The organism is Pseudoflavonifractor sp. 524-17 (genome assembly GCF_009935845.1).
GTDB lineage: Bacteria > Bacillota > Clostridia > Oscillospirales > Oscillospiraceae > Pseudoflavonifractor_A.
In genome coordinates this window covers 1-17220 of record NZ_QWEK01000063.1, presented here as the reverse complement: position 1 = coordinate 17220, position 17220 = coordinate 1, and the positions used below count along the sequence as shown (strand labels likewise).

Annotated in this window: 16 protein-coding genes; 6 read left to right on the top strand and 10 right to left on the bottom strand. The window is 63.0% G+C overall.

Translation table 11 applies throughout. The features are described 5' to 3' along the window. Positions 1-517: S-layer homology domain-containing protein (locus tag D1159_RS16705; protein ID WP_161846751.1), on the bottom strand; the 517-nt coding region annotated here is incomplete at its 3' end. A gap of 334 nt (positions 518-851) precedes the next feature. On the opposite strand from D1159_RS16705, the gene D1159_RS16700 reads away from it, so the two are divergent. The 6 genes from D1159_RS16700 (at position 852) to D1159_RS16675 (ending at position 7993) form a co-directional block, all read left to right on the top strand. Further along, complete coding sequence (locus D1159_RS16700; RefSeq protein WP_161846750.1) at positions 852-1139, top strand: YlmC/YmxH family sporulation protein; 288 nt, start codon at positions 852-854, stop codon at positions 1137-1139. A 161-nt stretch (positions 1140-1300) separates the two neighbouring features. Beyond that, positions 1301-3133, top strand: a complete 1833-nt coding sequence (gene glmS / locus D1159_RS16695; RefSeq protein ID WP_161846749.1) for a glutamine--fructose-6-phosphate transaminase (isomerizing) — start codon at positions 1301-1303, stop codon at positions 3131-3133. A gap of 73 nt (positions 3134-3206) precedes the next feature. Continuing rightward, positions 3207-4835, top strand: a complete 1629-nt coding sequence (locus D1159_RS16690; RefSeq protein WP_161846748.1) for an ABC transporter substrate-binding protein — start codon at positions 3207-3209, stop codon at positions 4833-4835. A gap of 79 nt (positions 4836-4914) precedes the next feature. Further along, entirely contained in the window at positions 4915-5880 is a 966-nt protein-coding gene (locus D1159_RS16685; protein ID WP_161846747.1) for an ABC transporter permease, read from the top strand. Further along, positions 5877-6845, top strand: coding sequence for an ABC transporter permease (locus tag D1159_RS16680; RefSeq protein ID WP_161846746.1), 969 nt, complete (start codon positions 5877-5879; stop codon positions 6843-6845). The genes D1159_RS16685 and D1159_RS16680 overlap by 4 nt, the downstream gene beginning before the upstream one ends. Positions 6846-7006: 161 nt before the next feature. Beyond that, positions 7007-7993, top strand: coding sequence for a hypothetical protein (locus D1159_RS16675; protein ID WP_243152356.1), 987 nt, complete (start codon positions 7007-7009; stop codon positions 7991-7993). Between the two features lie 83 nt (positions 7994-8076). Here D1159_RS16675 and D1159_RS16670 read toward each other — a convergent pair whose 3' ends face one another. The 9 genes from D1159_RS16670 to D1159_RS16630 all read right to left on the bottom strand — a co-directional run bounded on the left by D1159_RS16670 (position 8077) and on the right by D1159_RS16630 (position 16921). Beyond that, entirely contained in the window at positions 8077-8700 is a 624-nt protein-coding gene (locus tag D1159_RS16670) for a flavodoxin family protein (protein WP_161846745.1), read from the bottom strand. A 76-nt stretch (positions 8701-8776) separates the two neighbouring features. Beyond that, complete coding sequence (locus D1159_RS16665; RefSeq protein ID WP_161846744.1) at positions 8777-11038, bottom strand: molybdopterin cofactor-binding domain-containing protein; 2262 nt, start codon at positions 11036-11038, stop codon at positions 8777-8779. Further along, positions 11035-11514, bottom strand: coding sequence for a (2Fe-2S)-binding protein (locus tag D1159_RS16660; protein WP_161846743.1), 480 nt, complete (start codon positions 11512-11514; stop codon positions 11035-11037). Before D1159_RS16660 ends, D1159_RS16665 begins: the two co-directional genes overlap by 4 nt. A 29-nt stretch (positions 11515-11543) precedes the next feature. After that, positions 11544-12284: a GntR family transcriptional regulator gene (locus tag D1159_RS16655; RefSeq protein ID WP_161846742.1), complete on the bottom strand. Its 741-nt coding sequence runs from the start codon at positions 12282-12284 to the stop codon at positions 11544-11546. A 409-nt stretch (positions 12285-12693) separates the two neighbouring features. Beyond that, positions 12694-13113: a nuclear transport factor 2 family protein gene (locus D1159_RS16650; protein ID WP_161846741.1), complete on the bottom strand. Its 420-nt coding sequence runs from the start codon at positions 13111-13113 to the stop codon at positions 12694-12696. Positions 13114-13211: 98 nt separating this feature from the next. Then, positions 13212-13826: a single-stranded DNA-binding protein gene (locus D1159_RS16645; RefSeq protein WP_243152355.1), complete on the bottom strand. Its 615-nt coding sequence runs from the start codon at positions 13824-13826 to the stop codon at positions 13212-13214. A gap of 98 nt (positions 13827-13924) precedes the next feature. Further along, complete coding sequence (locus tag D1159_RS16640) at positions 13925-14164, bottom strand: hypothetical protein (protein WP_161846739.1); 240 nt, start codon at positions 14162-14164, stop codon at positions 13925-13927. A gap of 126 nt (positions 14165-14290) precedes the next feature. Further along, positions 14291-15742 (bottom strand): aldehyde dehydrogenase family protein, encoded by a 1452-nt coding sequence (locus D1159_RS16635; RefSeq protein ID WP_161846738.1) that lies wholly within the window; start codon positions 15740-15742, stop codon positions 14291-14293. A 24-nt stretch (positions 15743-15766) separates the two neighbouring features. Beyond that, positions 15767-16921, bottom strand: coding sequence for an iron-containing alcohol dehydrogenase (locus tag D1159_RS16630; RefSeq protein ID WP_161846737.1), 1155 nt, complete (start codon positions 16919-16921; stop codon positions 15767-15769). Between the last annotated feature and the right edge of the window lie 299 nt (positions 16922-17220).

Sequence of the window (17220 nt, the reverse complement as noted above, 5' to 3'; positions counted from 1 at the left end):
ACAGCTTCACCTTGCTGGCCAGGGTGTTGGTGGCCAGCTCCCAGTTGGCGCCGGCGATGCCCTCGAACTCGGGCTTATAGCCCAGGGCGCAGAGGATCATCTTCGCGGCCGCGGTGCCGTTCAGGGGGTCGTCGGGCTTGAAGTTGCCGTCGCCCACGCCGGCGATGATGCCCAAGTTGGCGCAGTAGGCGATGTAGGTCTCAGCCCAGTGGCCCTGGGTGTCCTTAAAGTTGGACTTGCCGCCGTTGCCAAGGACAGGATCCTTGCCGCCGCCCAGCATACGGGCGACGAGGGTACACATCTGAGCGCGGGTCAGGGTGCCCTCGGGCTGGAAGGTGCCGTCGTTGGCGCCGGAAATCACACCCAGGGAAACCATGGTGTTGACCGCCTCAGTGTTCTTGATCTCGTCCTTGTCGGCGAAATCTTCGTAGCCCGCAGCGCCGGCCCCGGTGGCTGCCATGCCCATAATCATGGCAGAAGCCAGGCCCATGCTGAGAGCTCTCTTGAGGTTTCTCATTTTGGAGTTCCTCCTTGTTCGAATTTGAGCCAAAAAGAAGTTTTCCCGGTTTTCAGGAACTTTTTCGAGTAAACCGGCGTATAACACTTCTTACATCGCGAAAAACAGGCGGAAAACTGCTGAAAACCGCCTTAAAAGCGCCAAAAATCAGGCGAAGAAGTTCCCGTGGTAGACATTTGGTAGACATTTCTCCCGCCCGGAACGCAGGAAATCCAGGGACCCGTTGCAGCACAACGGATTCCGGGGTTTCCTTGGTAGACATTTGGTAGACATGGGCCCACAGTAATAGTACAACCCATCGCCCGCATACCCTTAGCAGAAAGGAGGCGGCGAAATGGGTCAGCGCATGGGAGATCTCCGCTGCAAGGAGGTCATCAGCATCAGTGACGGCACCCGCTACGGCTTTGTGGGGGATGTGGAGATAGATCTGGACACCGGCCGGATTGAGGCACTGGTGGTACCGGGCCGGCTGCGGCTGTTCGGCCTGCTGGGGCGGGAGGAGGACCGTCTTTTTCCCTGGCCGTCGGTGCGCCGTTTTGGGCCGGACATTATTCTGGTGGAGGACCGGCTTCACCGGCAGGAGGGGGAATTTTCTGCCCCTGTGACAGAAGCGATCCCCTGACGGGGCTGTTTTTTGTCATTTCTTCAAATTCCGCGCGGAAACTCTTTACGCCGCTAAAAGATATGATATAATAGCAGTTATAGATCCGGATTAAATATTGAACTCTATAGTATATTTAAATACTTCCGCGTGGTTTTATAGAATGTGGGGCACGAGATCTGATGTGTGGAATCGTTGGTTTTGTTGGAAGAGAGGCGGCCGCGCCCATTTTGTTGGATGGCCTGCGCCGCCTGGAGTACCGGGGCTATGACTCCGCCGGCCTGGCTGTCTTTCAGCCGGAACAGGGCTTGGAGGTCATTAAGACCAAGGGACGTGTTGACGCCCTGGCCCGGCAGGTGGAGGGGCGGGGCGGTCTGGCGGGGGATATCGGACTGGGGCACACCCGATGGGCCACCCACGGCGCCCCCTCTCAGCAGAATTCCCACCCCCATGTGAGCGAAAATGGCCGCATCGCCGTGGTTCACAACGGCATCATTGAGAATTACGCCGAGATCAGGGGCTTTTTGCAGTCCACCGGGGTTCGCTTTGCCTCAGAGACCGACAGCGAGGTGGTGGCCCAGCTGCTGGAGTACTACTACAACGGCAGCATTCTGGAGGCGGTGACCAAGGTTCTCCACCGGATCCAGGGGGCCTACGCCTTGGGGATTCTGTGTGCCGACTGCCCCGACCGGCTTATCGCCGCCCGGAAGGACAGCCCCCTGGTGCTCGGCTTTGGCCAGGGGTGCCGCCTGCTGGCCTCCGATGTCACCGCGCTCATCCGGTACACCCGGGACGTGTGTTACCTGGACGACGGGGAGATTGCCGAGCTCACCGCAGACCACGTCTGGGTCTATGACGCCTACCTCCGGCCGGTGGAGAAGGAGCGCCGCCGCGTCGACTGGGACATCTCCGCCGCGGAAAAGGGCGGGTATGAGCACTTTATGCTCAAGGAAATTATGGAACAGCCCAAGGCGGTGCGGGACACCCTCTCCCCCCGGATCCAGGACGGCCGGGTGGTACTGGATGAGGTTTCCTTTCCCAAAAACTTCCTGGCGGAGATGGACCGCATCGCGGTCATTGCCTGCGGCTCCTCCTACCATGTGGGGATGGCGGCCAAGTACATTTTGGAAAAGCTGCTGCGCAAGCCGGTAGAGGTGGCACTGGCGTCGGAGTTCCGGTACTGCGACCCGATTGTCACCCCCCGTACGCTGGCCCTGGTCATCAGCCAGTCCGGCGAGACCATCGACACCCTCGCCGCCATGCGGGAGGCCAAGCGTCTGGGCGCCAAAGTGCTGTCCATCGTCAACGTGGTGGGCTCCACCATCGCCCGGGAGTCCCATCAGGTGCTCTACACCTGGGCGGGGCCGGAGATCGCCGTGGCCACCACCAAGGCTTACTCCACCCAGCTGGCCATGATCTACCTCATTGGCCTGTGCTTCGGCGAGGTGCTGGGTACGCTGCCCCCGGGGGAGTACGCCGGCCTGCTGGCGGCGCTGCAGCGGCTGCCGGACCAGCTGGAGGAGGTGCTCTCCTGCCGGGAGCGGATCCAGTATCTGGCCTCGGTGTGTTTCAACCACCCGTCGGTCTTCTTCATCGGCCGGCACCTGGACTACGCCGTGGGGCTGGAGGGATCCCTGAAGCTGAAGGAAATTTCCTACCTCCACTCAGAGGCCTACGCCGCCGGAGAGCTGAAGCACGGCACCATCTCCCTCATTGAGCCGGGCACTTTAGTGGTGGCCCTGGCCACCTGCCGTCCCCTCTTTGAGAAGACTATGAGCAACGTGGTGGAGGTAAAGAGCCGGGGGGCCGACGTGCTGGGCCTTACCACCGCCCCCCTGGAGGCGGCCATGGGCCAGACCGCTACCTACACCCTCACCGTGCCGGAGACCCATCCCCTGCTGCTGCCCAGCCTGGATGTGGTGCCCATGCAGCTGTTCGCCTATTATGTGGCCCTGATGCACGGGTGCGACATTGACAAGCCCCGCAATCTGGCCAAATCCGTCACCGTGGAGTGACGCAAGCGTTCCCCTTGCGCCCCAGAGGAAGCCCTGATCCAAACACCTATGATACATTGGAGGTACACAGCCTGTGAAAAAACTCGTCGCCCTCACCCTCTCCCTCGCTTTGGCCGGCGCCCTGGCCGCCTGCGCCCCCAAGCAGACGCAGACCCCCACCCCTGCCGGCAGCGATTCCCCCTCCGGCGCCAGTCCCGCCCCCGCCAGCCAGCAGCCCGTGGTAATCAACTACGGCATCTCCAACCCCTGGGACTCCCTTATGCCCTACAACAGCCCCTCGGGGAGCAACTATTCCCGGATGGTCTACGATAAGCTCTATGACCGGCTGGCCTATGTCCACGCGGACGGCGCCCTCACCCCCCGGGGGGCGGTCTCCTGGGAGAGCGCCGATGGCGGCCTGGCGGTTCTCTTCCACCTGGACGCAAATGCCGCTTTTCACGACGGCACCCCCGTCACCGCCCAGCACTGGGCGGATACCATTATCCGCATGACCGACCCGGACTGCCCCACCCTGGGCCGCTCCGCTTTCGCGGTGCTGGCGGGGACCGACGGCACCGGCGCGGCGGTGGAGGGCGAGACGCTGGGGGCCCAGGCGGTGGACGAGCTCACGTTAAAGCTCACATTCAAGGCGGTGACCACCCCGGAAGATTTTCTCATCGACAAGAACCGGGAGTACTACGTTTTGCCGACCCACCTCATGGCGGACACTCCCGCCGCCAATACCATGGAGATGGACCTTTGGTCCGCGCCTGTGGGCTCCGGCCCCTGCCGGTTTGAGTCGGAGGTGATGGGCAGCACCATTACTCTGTCCGCCAACGCCGGCTATCAGCTGGGCGCCCCCGGATTTGACCGGCTGGTCATCACGGTGATGGACAAGTCCAGCCTGCTGACCGCCCTCATCGCCGGCGACCTGGACTACTATGCCATCGGCGGCAGCGTGGCCGCGGACAGCGTCTCCGCCGCTTCGGACGCCGGCCTCACCGTGCTGGAGGGCACCGTGCCCAACACCTTCTATGAGCTGATGCTCAACAACGAAACCATCTCTGACCCCCGGGTGCGCCGGGCCATGGAGCTGGCGCTGGACAAGGAGCTGCTGGCCCAGCAGTCGGTGGGCAGCTATGGCTGCGTCACCGGTACCTCCGTCCTCCCCGACTGCGCCAGCTACGCCGGGGATTATAACGTCAGCTACGACTTGGAGGGGGCCAAGGCCCTTCTGGAGCAGGCGGGGTATGACGGGACCACCTACCGCTTGGCCTGCGCCTCCAACCGGGCGGGCCTGGCCGCGCTGATGCAGCAGCAGTTCCAGGAGGCGGGCATTCCCATCACCATCGACACCGTGGACTCCGCCACTATGTTCTCCGGCATGGCCGACGGTACCTACGATATGGGCATCGCCAGCCACACCCCCAGCGCCCTGCCCCTGTGGTTTGTGGAAAGCCGCTTTACCGAGAAGAACAACATCTTCCACGTCCAGGATCTCTCCGCCTACGAGACCTTGATCCAGGCGGTGAAGGATGCCCCCGATCCTACCGCCCGGCAGGCGGCGGTACAGGCCCTGGAGGACTATCTGGCCCAGGAGCGGCCCTTTGTCCCCCTGTGGTTCGGCACCGCCCTCCACGTCCAGTCCCCCACCGTGTCCAACATCGACTACACCTCCGCCAGCTTCTCCAACGAGAATGTATGGGAGTGGGTCAAACAGTAGCAATCCGTAAACATTCAACCTCCGTAGGGCCTGCGGCCCATGCTCCCCTGGGGAGCCGGAAGTGCAGGAGGAATTTAAATTGGTACGATATATCCGCAGACGGCTTCTCACCGTCATCCCCGTCTTTTTCGGCATCACCCTCTTTGTCTTTCTCTTTCTGGACCTGGGCCCCGGCACCATCGCGGATCTCATGGGCGACGGGGGCAATTTTTCTGACGCGGACCGGGCCGCGCTGGAGACCCGGCTCAGTCTGGACCAGCCCATGCCGGTGCGCTACGTCCGGTGGCTGGGCCGGCTGCTCCAGGGGGATCTGGGCACCTCCTTCCAGACCGGCCGCTCCGTGTCTGAGTCCATCGCGCAGCGGGTGGTCCCCTCCCTTATCCTCACCGGCACCGGGGTGGTGCTGGCCATACTGCTGGCCGTCCCCCTGGGCATGGCCGCGGCGTGGCGGCCCCGCTCCGGGTGGGACCGGCTGGCCAGTCTGTGCTCCATGGCCAGCTTCGGCGTCCCCGGCTTTCTCCTCAGCCTGGGGCTGGTCTACCTCTTCTCCGTCACCTTGGGGGTGCTGCCCTCCGCCCGGATGTATACCAACGGCACCACCGGTACTTTGCCGGATCTGATCCGCCACCTGATTCTCCCCGCCAGTGTGGTGTGCATCAGCAGCATGGGAGAGCTGGTAAAGCAGACCCGCAGCGCCTGCCTGGAGACACTGGGCGAGGACTATGTCCGCACCGCCTGGGCCAAGGGGCTGAGAGAGCGCTCCGTTCTGGTGCGGCATGTGTTCCGGGGCTCCCTCATCCCGGTGGTCACCACCATTCTCAGCCACATCCCCCACATCATCGGCGGCTCTGTGGTGGTGGAGCGGGTCTTCGGCTGGCCGGGGATGGGCAGTCTTATGTTCTCCGCCATCAATAACCGGGACTTCAATCTGGTCATGGGGGTGACGGTGGTCATCGCCCTCACGGTGCTGGGCACCAACCTGCTGCTGGATCTGGTCTACGGATTTGTGGACCCGCGGGTCCGCCATGGGAGGAGTCAGGTATGAGGGCCGGATATGGGAAGAGTATTATAAGCCGGTTTCGCGGGGACCGGCGGGCCATGGCGGGGCTGTGCCTTCTGGCGGCGGAGGTGCTGTGCGTGGTGCTGCTGCCCTCCCTGCTGGGGCTGGAACCCAATGTCACCGACCGCTCCGCCGGCTTCTGGGCCCCCCCCTCGGCGGCGCACTGGCTGGGCACCGATGATGTGGGCCGGGATCTGCTGGCCCGGCTCATCTGCGGCGGGCGGATCTCCCTGCTGGTGGGCTTTTCTGCCGCGGCCATCAGTGTGGCGGTGGGGGTGCCCCTGGGCCTGCTGGCAGGCTACCGCCGGGGGCCCTGGGAGTTTTGGATTATGCGCCTGGCCGACATCTTTCAGAGCTTTCCCAGCATTGTGCTGGTGCTCTGTCTGGTGGCGGCGGTGGGAGCCTCTGTGTGGAATATCATCTTAGTCATCGGCCTGCTGGGGTGGACCTCCATCGCCCGGCTGGTCTACGGCAACACCCTGTCTATCCGGGAGAAGGAATATATTCTGGCGGTCCAGGCCCTGGGGGGAAGCACCGCCACCATCCTGCGGCGCAATGTCATGCCCAACGCGGTGGCGCCGGTGTGGGCCGCTCTGTCCCTCCGGGTGGGCCGGGCCATTCTGTCCGAGTCCAGCCTCAGCTTCCTGGGGGTGGGCATCCGCACGCCCCAGGCCTCCTGGGGCAATTTGATCCAGCACGCCTCCAATCCGGTGGTTTTCGCCAGTAAGCCCTGGGTGTGGGTGCCCCCCAGCCTGTGCATCATCCTCACCGTCTTTGCCCTCCAGTTCATCGGCGACGGCCTGCGGGACGCCATGGACCCCCGCTGGATCCACACCGGCGCCGCCGAGGTCCGGCAGCCTCCCTGCCGGGAGACGCCGGAGGAGCTGGTCCACATCGGCCAGGACGCGCCCCAGCCCTCCCCGAAGCCCGTCAGGCGCCGCGCCTGGTAACGCAAGCGCTCAAACGCCGCCGATCCGTTCGGATCAGCGGCGTTTTTGCTGCGCAAGTCAATTTGTAACCATTTGTAAATAGATTGTAGGGGGATTGTAAAGCCCCGTTAACCCCTCCCCGCCGCCGACCTGGTATACTGGAGGCAAAGGAGGAATCGCCTATGAAATGGACCTGGATTCGGCGCGCAGGGCTTTTTATCACCTTGCTTTTGCTGTCGGCCTGGTGCGCCGCGGCGGCGGCTCTGTCCTTCACCGTGTTCCCGGTGGGGGAGGAGAGCATCCGCACCCTGTACGGCTGGGAGGGCAAGACCGTCGCCGCCATCACCCCCTATGAGGGGGATTTTCTGGTGGAGTACCGTCCCGCAGGCTGGGGCACCGGGGAAACCCTGCTGGAGTGGGTCTTTGGGGAGACCGGCCGCCGGGTGCAGCTCACAGGTGCGGAGGAGTTTTCCTCCTACGAGATCACCGGCCCCGGCCAGGTGGCCTACACCACCACCGGCGCGGACACCAACGTCCCCTGGAAATGGCTGCCTGAGACCTGTCAGGTCCAGGTCCTGGGGGATGCCCAGGGCCGGCTGGATAAAAACGGTCTGGAGACCAATATAACCGCCTCCGCCACCTGGCTGGACCCGGCGGAGCCCCTCTATACCGGCTTTTGGGACGGCGGGCCCGCCCCGGGGGATCGCTTCTTCCAGCTCTACGACGCCCGGATGGACGCGGACGGCCTGTCCCTCTCCTTCGTCCCCTCCGGGGACAGCTTGGAGAAATTCCGCAGCTTCTTCCCCGCCTGCACCACCGTCCCCTGTATGGACACCCGCTTTGACCCGGCCACCCGCACCCTCACACTGCGCCTGTACAACACCAGTCTGTCCAGCGGCGGCATCCCCCGTGAGGAACTGGAGGATTGGATCGGGGAGGCGTTCTATCAGGACCTCTACCCCTATGAATTCCCCGCAGGCAGTCTGGGCCGGGACAGCCATTTTCTTAGGAATGCGGAAGTCCATGCCGATGGAGAAGACACCGTGATCACCGCTGTGCTTACGCAGTATTCCTACCGCCTCACGGTGGAGCAGTCCAACCTGGGCTTTGACAACATCCCCTGCCTGCGCCTGCGCTTCCGGGAGGAACATCACGATCTGGACGGCTGAGTTCCTCTCAATGCCCCATAAGACATCAGACCGCCTGCCGGAGCGAATGGCCCCGGCAGGCGGTCTCTATTCTGCAAACTGAGTTACGCTTCCTTCTTGGGGGCCAGCAGCTTGGTGATCATGGCCACCTTGCGGCCGATGCCCTGGGCCTTCTCCATGCCCTCCGGGTCGTCCATGGTGCCGGAGCCGTCCCCGGGATTCCACAGGCTGGCGCCGGCATAGACGCATACGCCGCCGTTGCACACAGTGATGCCCTGGGTGTGGTAGAAGCCCAGAATGGCGTTGAGGGTGCTCTCCTGGCCGCCGTTGCGGGTGCCGCCCACGGCGATGGCCCCGCCCACTTTCCGGGAGAAGAAGTCCGGGTTGTCCTTCACAATGGTCCAGGTGGGACGGAAGCGGTTGAAGAAGGTGGCCAGCTGGGCGGTGATGTTCATCTCATACACCGGGGAGGCAATGATGTAGCCGTCGGCGTTGTAAAATTTCTCGTACAGCTCGGTCATATCGTCGTCCTTGTACACCGGGCAGTAGGTGACGCCCTCTCTGGTGCAGCGGTTGCAGTGGATGCAGAAATTCAGCTTGCGGCCCCGCAGCTCAATGAGTTCCACCTCTACTTCGCCGGTGGCCTCTGCGGCCTCCAGGGCGGCCTTCAGCGCGGTATAGGCCGACTTCTTTCGGGGGCTGCCGCAGATACCCAGAATTTTTACCATGTTTGATACACTCCTTTTCCCATTCTGTTTGGCCAATTCTACAAATGTAATCAGTTACATTATAGCGGAATTTGTCTTATCCGGCAACGGTTTTTTTCGCCCGCAGCCCGGCCAGCACCCGCTCCGGCGTCAGGGGGAGCTGATGCAGCTCAACGCCCAGGGCGTCGTTCACCGCGCCCACAATGGCGGGGACCACCGGGACGATGGACGCCTCACCGATGCTCTTGCCGCCGTAGGGCCCGCCCTGCTCAAATTCCTCCACAAACTCAATGGCGATGGGGGGCAGGTCGGTGGTGCGGGGCAGGCGGTATTTTTTCAGATGGGCGTTGATGGGGCGGCCCCTCTCATCCAGCTGAAGCCCCTCGAAAAGCGCCATACCCATACCCATTAAGATGGCCCCCTCGATCTGTCCCTCCAGCAGCAGGGGATTGAGGGCGGTGCCCACATCGCATACCGCCAGATAGTCGGTCACTTTCACCTCGCCGGTCTCCTTGTCCACCCGGACCTGGGCGAAGTGGGCGCCATAGGATCCGGCGTTGTGGTCTGAGCAGTAGGAGATGGTCTCCAGCAGCTTTTTCTTCTGGACGGCGTAGGCGTGGCAGGCCAGATCCCGGCGGGTCAGGCGGCGTTCGTCCCCGTGCGTGTACCAGCGGCCGTCCTCAAAGCCCACCTCTTCCGTCCCGCAGCCAAGCATATCCGCTGCCGTGGCCTTCAGGGCGTCCGCCATCTGGCGGCATACCGCCTCCACCGCCGCGCCCCCGGACCAGGTGTTCCGGCTGGATCCGGAACCCATATCATAGGGGCAGCTGTGGGTGTCCGAGTGGGTCAGCTCAATCTCGTCAAAGGGGATATCCAGCGTCTGGGCCACGATCTGCTTCATCAAAGTATAGGTCCCCGCCCCGTGGTCGGTGAGCCCGGTGCGCAGCAGCACCGATCCGTCCTCATGGACCGCCAGCTCCGCCACCGTGATATCCGGGGCGAAGGGGGACACGCCGTTGCCGTGCAGGGCGGTGGCCACTCCATAGCCGTAGGCGTACCGCTCTGTCTCCAAAGACTTCCGCGCCGCCCAGCGTTCCTTCCACCGGAAGCGCTCCGCTCCCCGCTCCAGGCAGTCCCGCACCCGGGCGTTGCCCAAGGTGTCGTTGGCGCCGGGGTCCCAGCCGTGGGGCCTGACCAGATTTTTCGCCCGGAAGGCCACCGGGTCCATCCCCGCGGCCCGGGCCGCCTTGTTTACCAGCAGCTCCAGGGCGGAAAAGACCTTGGGAGAGCCAAAGCCCCGCATGGCACCCCCTACCGGCGTGTTGGTGTACGCCGCCCGGCCGGAAAACCGCTGGCTCTCCGCCTGGTACACCTTGAACATCTTGCCGCACATGGCGGACTGGACGTTGATGCTCCCTCCGCAGTAGGGGCCGGCGTTCATAAAGGAGCGGATCTCAAAGCCGGTCATGGTTCCGTCCGCCGCCACCGACATTTTGCCATACAGGCGCACCGCGTGGCGGGTGTAGGTGGACACCATGGACTCCGCCCGGTCATAGCGGATCTTCACCGGCCGGCCCCCCGCCTTTTTGGACAGGAGCAGGGCGATGGGCTCCAGCAGAATGCCGTCCTTTCCCCCAAAGGTCCCCCCGATGACAGGGCTGTGGACATGAATTTTGGTATAAGGCAGTCCAAAGATCTTTCCCAGCATGATCTGGGCCCGATGGACCCCCTGCTGGGGCTCCCATACCTCCAAAAAATCCCCCCGGTTCCACCGGGCGATGCACACATGGGGCTCAATGGCGCCATGGTGGATCATGGCGGTCTCAAACTGATTTTCCACCACGACGGGGGCGGCGGCAAAGGCGCGGTCCACGTCCCCGCACTGGGCGATCTGCTCCTTGAGGAGATTGCCCTCGGGGTAGAGTTTGGGGGCGTCCTCTTTTAAAGCCTCTTCCGGGTCAAAGACGGCGGGGAGTTCCTCATACTCCACCTGGATCTCCTTCAGCGCCCGGCGTGCCGCGGCCTGGCTGACGGCGGCCACGGCGGCCACCTCGTCCCCTACAAAGCGGACCACGTCGTCCAGTACCCGCTCGGTGGCGGGAATGCCGTCCTGCGCCCAGCGCATAATCCGGTTAAACTGAGTGTCCGGCGCGTCCCGGCAGGTGACTACCGCACATACCCCAGGCATCGCCTCTGCCCGGCTGGTGTCGATGGATTTGATCCGGGCGTGGGCAATGGGGCTGGTGAGCACCGCCCCGTGGAGCAGGTTGGGGAAGCGGAGATCGTCGGCATAGACCGCCTCTCCGGTGGCTTTGGCCACTGCGTCAATGGTGGGGGTGGGCTGTCCGATGTACTTCACAGTCTCTCTCCTCCTCTCATCCGGCTGGCCGTGAGCTGTACCGCCTCCACAATCTTCTTGTAGCCGGTGCAGCGGCACAGATTGCCCTCCAGAGCGGTCAAAATTTCCGACTCGCTGGGATCCGGGTTTTCCTCTAACAGGGCGATGGAGGTCATCACCATCCCCGGGGTGCAGAAGCCGCACTGAATGGCCCCCGCGTCCACAAAGGCCTGCTGCACGGGATGGAGTTCCCCGTTCCGGCTCACCCCCTCGATGGTGACGATGTCCGCGCCCTCCAGATTGCGGGCCAGCTGGACACAGGAATTTTTCGGCTTGCCGTCAATGAGCACCTTGCACGCCCCGCAGTCGTTGGTGCCGCAGCCGTACTTGGTGCCGGTAAGGTTCAGCTCCTCCCGCAGAACGTGGAGCAGGGTCCAATTGTCCTCAACGGACAGGGTGTGATCCGTGCCGTTGATATGAAGGGTGACTGTTTTCATGGTTTTGACTCCTCCTTGGTTACAGATGCTCACCGTCCAGGACCTACATCCCAGTTCTGAATCGTCCTCATCCCATAGTTCTGGGGGTGAAAGTGGTGGATATTCAAAAGGACCGGCCGGTCCTCCTGATCGTAGAAGAGCTGTTCACAGTAGAGCAGCGGAGTGCCTACCGGGACCTTGAGGTATTCCGCCGCCGTCTCCCCGGCGGCCAGCGCCCGGTAGTCGTTAATGGAGTGGGCCAGACGGATGCCGCAGTGATCCCAGATGCTCTCGTGGACATACCAGTTATGCTCTTCCGGCCGGAAGGGACGGCGGATCAGCCGGAAGGGCAGGCGGCTGACGGTAAACACCCCCGGCGCGCCGTCCGCCGTGTAGAGCATCTCGTTGCGCTGGAGATTCTCCCCCTCTGGGATGTCCAGCCGGCGGGCGAGCTCTCCTCTGGCGGGCTCTATCCCCAGGTAGAGGGTTTTTATTCCCGGCTCCCGGCCGCTCTGGCGGAAGCCGTCGGCAAAGGAGAAGCCCAGGTCCAGGTGATTGGTGGGGTCCAGGACGCTGGGGTGGACGAAGTTGCCCACCCCGTGGCGCTTGGTGATGTATCCCTCCAGCGCCAGCATCAGCATCCCCTCCCGCAGCGTGACCAGACTGATGCCCAGCCGCTGGGCCAGCTTCTCCTCCGAAGGCAGCTTGTTCCCCGGAAAGCGCTCCGTGCGGAAAATCTCCAGCAGCTGCCGCTTCACCGCCATATACGTACTCAGATTGGTATTGCCCATGGCTGCCCTCCATTTATAAGTCTCTGTTTATCATTAGAAGACTATGGATTTATTATACCTTGTTGGTATCACAAATTCAACTCCCATCTTGTGATTGACCTATCTTTCTCTGTTATGCGCAAGTTCCCGCTTCGAAATTTGTGCCAAACAGCAAAAAAGCGCCCCGCCCTGGGTAGGGCGGGAACGCTTCCAGCCTGGCGAAAAAGTATTCTCGCCAGGCTGGGCGCAGTTTTCAGAACTTCAAAAAGTTCTGAAAACTGGTTTGCTTAGACGCGAACGGCCCAGGCCGCCCTCTCTTGCCCCTTCGGGGCAATTCACCTTTGGGGAACCCTGACGGTTCCCTTTCACACGATCCCTCCCTCCGAACCCTTCAAATGTTGTGTTTTTGACACTCTGAAAGCGTTCCCGTTCAAAACCAGTTCGCCGGTTGTTCTCGGAATTGAGGGGGATCTCCCTTTTCGTAGGGATCGTACCGGTCCTTATTGCAGCCGAACTCCTGCAAATAGCAGATTTTGCCCTCCGGCGCCCACCGGATCAGCGACATGCCGTCAAAGGCCTCTGCCGCGCCGCTGTTCATTCTGTTTTTAAAGTACCACTCCACAACGGTCTGGGCGTCTTTGTGGAAAAACTGCTTGATACCCCACCGGACCACCTGTCCGCGGGTATTCCACTCGTCAAACCAGTGCTGGATAGCCTCGCAGCCGTGATACTCAGGGCCCCAACTCTCTATGTACACCGCATCCGGCGTAAAAATACTGGATACTGCTCCGCCGGCGGGGTTCAGCCAAAGATGAAACCACTGCTGGACGATCCGCTCTCTCTCATCCATAGGGACGCCTCCTTCGTAAAAATAACCTGCGGCGCACAGAAGCCATCGTGCCCCAGCCGCCCTATTATAATCCCTGGGACAAGCGGACGCAAGGTTTTTTAGATTCGATCCAAGGGTTCTAGGCGCATGATGGAGATCTCGTAGGCGGTGCGCTGGCTGCTCTGGCCTTGCTCCACCTTTGTGTATCCCCGGCTTTGGAAGCGGCCCTCCAGCCGGATGGCGTCCCCCACCTCCAGCCCGGCGCACTGCCGGGCCAGCGCCCCCCATGCGATGCAGGGTAAGTAATCCGCCCGGCCGTACCGGCGGTTCACCGCCAGCAGCAGATCGCAGATCTCCCGGCCCATAGGGGTGCGCCGGAAGACGGGCGGCTTGCACAGCGCCCCGGCCAGGGTTAATTGGTTTTGGTGCTCCCCCTCGGCCAGGCGGATGGCCTTGGCGAACAGCGTGATCACCAGCTTGCTGCCCTGTCCGCTTTTATTGTTGAAGGAGCGTACCTCCCCCTCTACCGCCGCTTCCTGGCCCCGCTCCAGGGGGCACTGCTCCAGCATCCCCCGGGCCGCGATGACGTTCACCTGGTCTTCCGCCCCGGACAGCCGCCGCACTGTCAGCGGAAAGCCATAGTAGCGAATGCCGTGGTTTTCATGAGAGAACGTTGGGGAGAGGGCGACAGCGCCCTGAAGCATCGCGCGGTTTTCATTCCAGTCGAATTCCATTTCTGCCACACTCCTGCGTAAATTTTCCAGGTCATGTGGCATTTATATGTGGCTGCGCCCCCCGCTATGACAACTCGTCCAGCGGGGAGCGCCGTCCCTCAGCGCAGTTTTTCCTGGGGAGGCCCGCTGCGCCGGGCCCTTACATCCGCCGGCATATGCCGCCCGCCCACCAGACCGGCAATCTCGCCATTGGCTGCCGTTGTCATCTCCGTGCGGCTCTGGTAGTCCTCCAGATGCCGGGGCCGCTCCGCCATCAAGGCGTTGCTCAGATGCTGTACCTCTTGAAGCAGCGCCTCCGCCGGGTTCAACAGGACGCCGTCCGCGTTGACTTCGCTCATTTTTCTCCACCTCCTGGGGGTAGTTTGCCTGGATGTTGAGAAAATATCATCAGAATTGTTTGGATTTCCCTCCCAGGGGCGCGGCCCGCCGGGTTGGGCGGCTCCCGTTCTTTCCAAAAGGAACGTCTATCTCATAAAATCAATGCACAAATGCTTCACTTCCGTATATTTGAGCATCCCCTCTGTCCCGCCGGCCCGGTCCATGCCGCTCTGCTTATACCCGCCGGTCTCGCACTCAGGGAGAAGCTTATTATAGCAGTTGACCCAGGCGGAACCGGCCCGGAGGCGGCGGGCCACCCACATGGCCTTGTCAATGTCCCTGCTCCACACGGCGGAGGCCAGGCCGTAGGAGGTCCCATTGGCAATGGCCAGGGCCTCCTCCTTGGTCTTGAAGGTCTGCACTGTGAGGACAGGTCCAAAGATCTCCTCCTGGACAATGGCGGCGTCCATGGGTGGATTGAGGAAGATGGTGGGGGCGATATAAAAGCCCTTGTCCAGGCCGTTTTCGGTGAGGCGGTATCCGCCGGTGATCAGGGTGGAGCAGGCCTTGCCGCTGTCGATGTAGCCCAGGATTTTGTCCATCTGCTCCTGGGAGATGACGGGACCCAGGTTGGTCTGCTCGTCCATGCAGTAGCCGGGGCGGAGCTTCTCCGCCTCCGCCTTCAGCCGGGGCAGGAAGCTGTCCACCAGAGACTCCTCCAGCACCAGGCGGGAGCCCACGGTACACAGCTGGCCGGCGTTCATAAAGATGGCCTTCACGGCGAAGGGCAGGGCCTTGTCCAGATCCGCGTCGGCGAAGATGACGTTGGGCGACTTGCCGCCCAGCTCCAGCGAGGCCTTTTTCATGGTGCGGGCGGCGGTCTTCATGATCGCCTGTCCGGTCTCCAGGCCGCCGGTGAGGGAGATCATGTCCACATCCGGGTGGTCGGCCAGCACCGCGCCGGTGACGGAGCCCCGGCCGGAGATGGCGTTGACCACGCCCTTCGGAAACGCGGGGATGCCGTCCAGCAGCTCCAGCACCGCCAAGGTGCAGCCGGTGGTCTGGGTGGCGGGCTTGAGTACGCAGGTATTGCCTGCGGCCAAGGCGGGGGCCATGTCCCGCATGAGGAGGGTGACAGGGTAGTTCCAGGGGGTGATCACCGCCACCACGCCCACCGGCTCCCGGGCCAGGACGGACAGCAGGCCGGGCTCCACCGCGGTGCTGGTACCGTAGAGGGTGCGGGCGGCGGCGGCGTAATACTCCACGTAGCCGATGGAGCTGTTTACCTCAAAGCGGGCCTCGTTGATGGGCTTGCCGGTCTCCAGGGCCAGACGGGCGGCCAGGTGCTCGTGGTTGGCCCGCATGGCCGCGGCCCAGGCGGACAGACACTGGGAGCGCAGCCGGGGATTGAACGCCCAGTCCTCCTCCTCAAAGGCCCGCTTGGCGGCGGCAACCGCCCGGTCTGCGTCCTCCGCCTGAGAGGAGGGCGCCTTGGACACCAGAGCGCCGTCACAGGGGCAGTGGATCTCCACCGTCTGGCCGCAGGCGGCCTCCTGCCATACGCCGTCAATCAAATTTTTATACTGCAGTACTTCCATGTCCTGTTTCCTCCCGTAAAATTCTTAATTTCCCGTTTCCCGGGCCAGAATGTCCCTGTACAGGGCCATACACTGCGCCTTGGAGACGGCGCGGGGATTGTTGGCCAGCAGAAAGGCAGGCAGGTTGTCCGCCACCAGCTCCGCGTCGCTTTCGGTCATGCCGAAGGACGCCAGAGGCACCCGGACGCCGGTCTCCCGGAAGAGCCGATCCACCCCGTCCACAGCGGCCTGGGCCGCCTGGAACACGTCCATATGAGCGGTGCGCATTCCCAGCAGGGCGGCAATACCGGCGAACCGCTCCGGCCGGGCCATGAGGTTGTACTCCATGCAGTACTTCAGCAGCACCGCGTTGGCCTCCCCGTGGGCCATATGGAAGAAGGTACACAGCGGGCTGGACAGGGAGTGAACCAGGCCCAGGCCCGCCTGGTCCATCGCGATGCCGGCCAGAACGCTGCCCATAGCCATATCCTGCCGGGCCTTGAGATCCTTTCCGTTGGCGCAGGCGCCCCACAGCGCGCCGCCGATAAGCCGGATGGCCTCCCGGGCGTAGGCGTCGGTGATGGGATTGGCCCCCAGGCCCACATAGGCCTCAACCGCGTGGGACAGGGCGTCCATGCCGGTGGTGGCGGTCAGGTAGAGCGGCAGGCTGGCCATCAGCTCCGCATCCACCAGGGCGGCGGCGGGGAACATGGCGGGGCCGTTGATCCCTTTTTTGCAGTCGCGGTCCACGATGACGGCGCACATGGTCACCTCGCTGCCGGTGCCGGCGGTGGTGGGGACGGCAATCATGGGCAGAGGAACGTTGGCAAAGGGTTTGCCGTTCCACTGATAGTCCGCCAAGGGCCCCTCGTTCGTGGCCAGAGCCGCCAGCACCTTGGCGGTATCAATGGACGACCCGCCGCCCAGCGCCACCAGCTTGGTGGGATGATAGTCCCGCACCTGCTCCATGGCCTGCTCCACCAGGGCGGCGTCCGGGTTGGGAACCACCCCGTCATAGAGCCGGCAGTCCGCCCCCGCAGGCTGAATGGCGGCGCGGACCCGGTCCACCAGCCCCGCCGCCTCCAGACCCGGATCCGTGACCAAAAGCACCCGGTCAGAGGGGCCCAGGAAGCCCGTCAGCTCCTTCAGACAGCCAATTCCAAAATGAATGTCCACCGGCATGTGATACTTCGTGACCATAACATTACCTCCTGCTGTTTTCTGCAAAAATAATACAGCCGTCCCCCCGGATTACCAGGGTTACGGCTGCGTCTCCGCGCGGCGTTCCGCCGCGTACTGAAAATGAAATTGTATCTGTGGACAATATAGCACAAGAACAGGCCCTTTGCAAGAGGAATTTTATATAAATTTTCTTTCTCCTGCGGGGGATATGTGCTCGCCGCAGGGGCCGCTTACGCAGCGGGCGCCAGGGGCCTTTCCCGAAAGGCCCCTGGACCCAAAGGGCCCAAGGGGGTTGGCCCCCCTTGGGGAACCCCCGG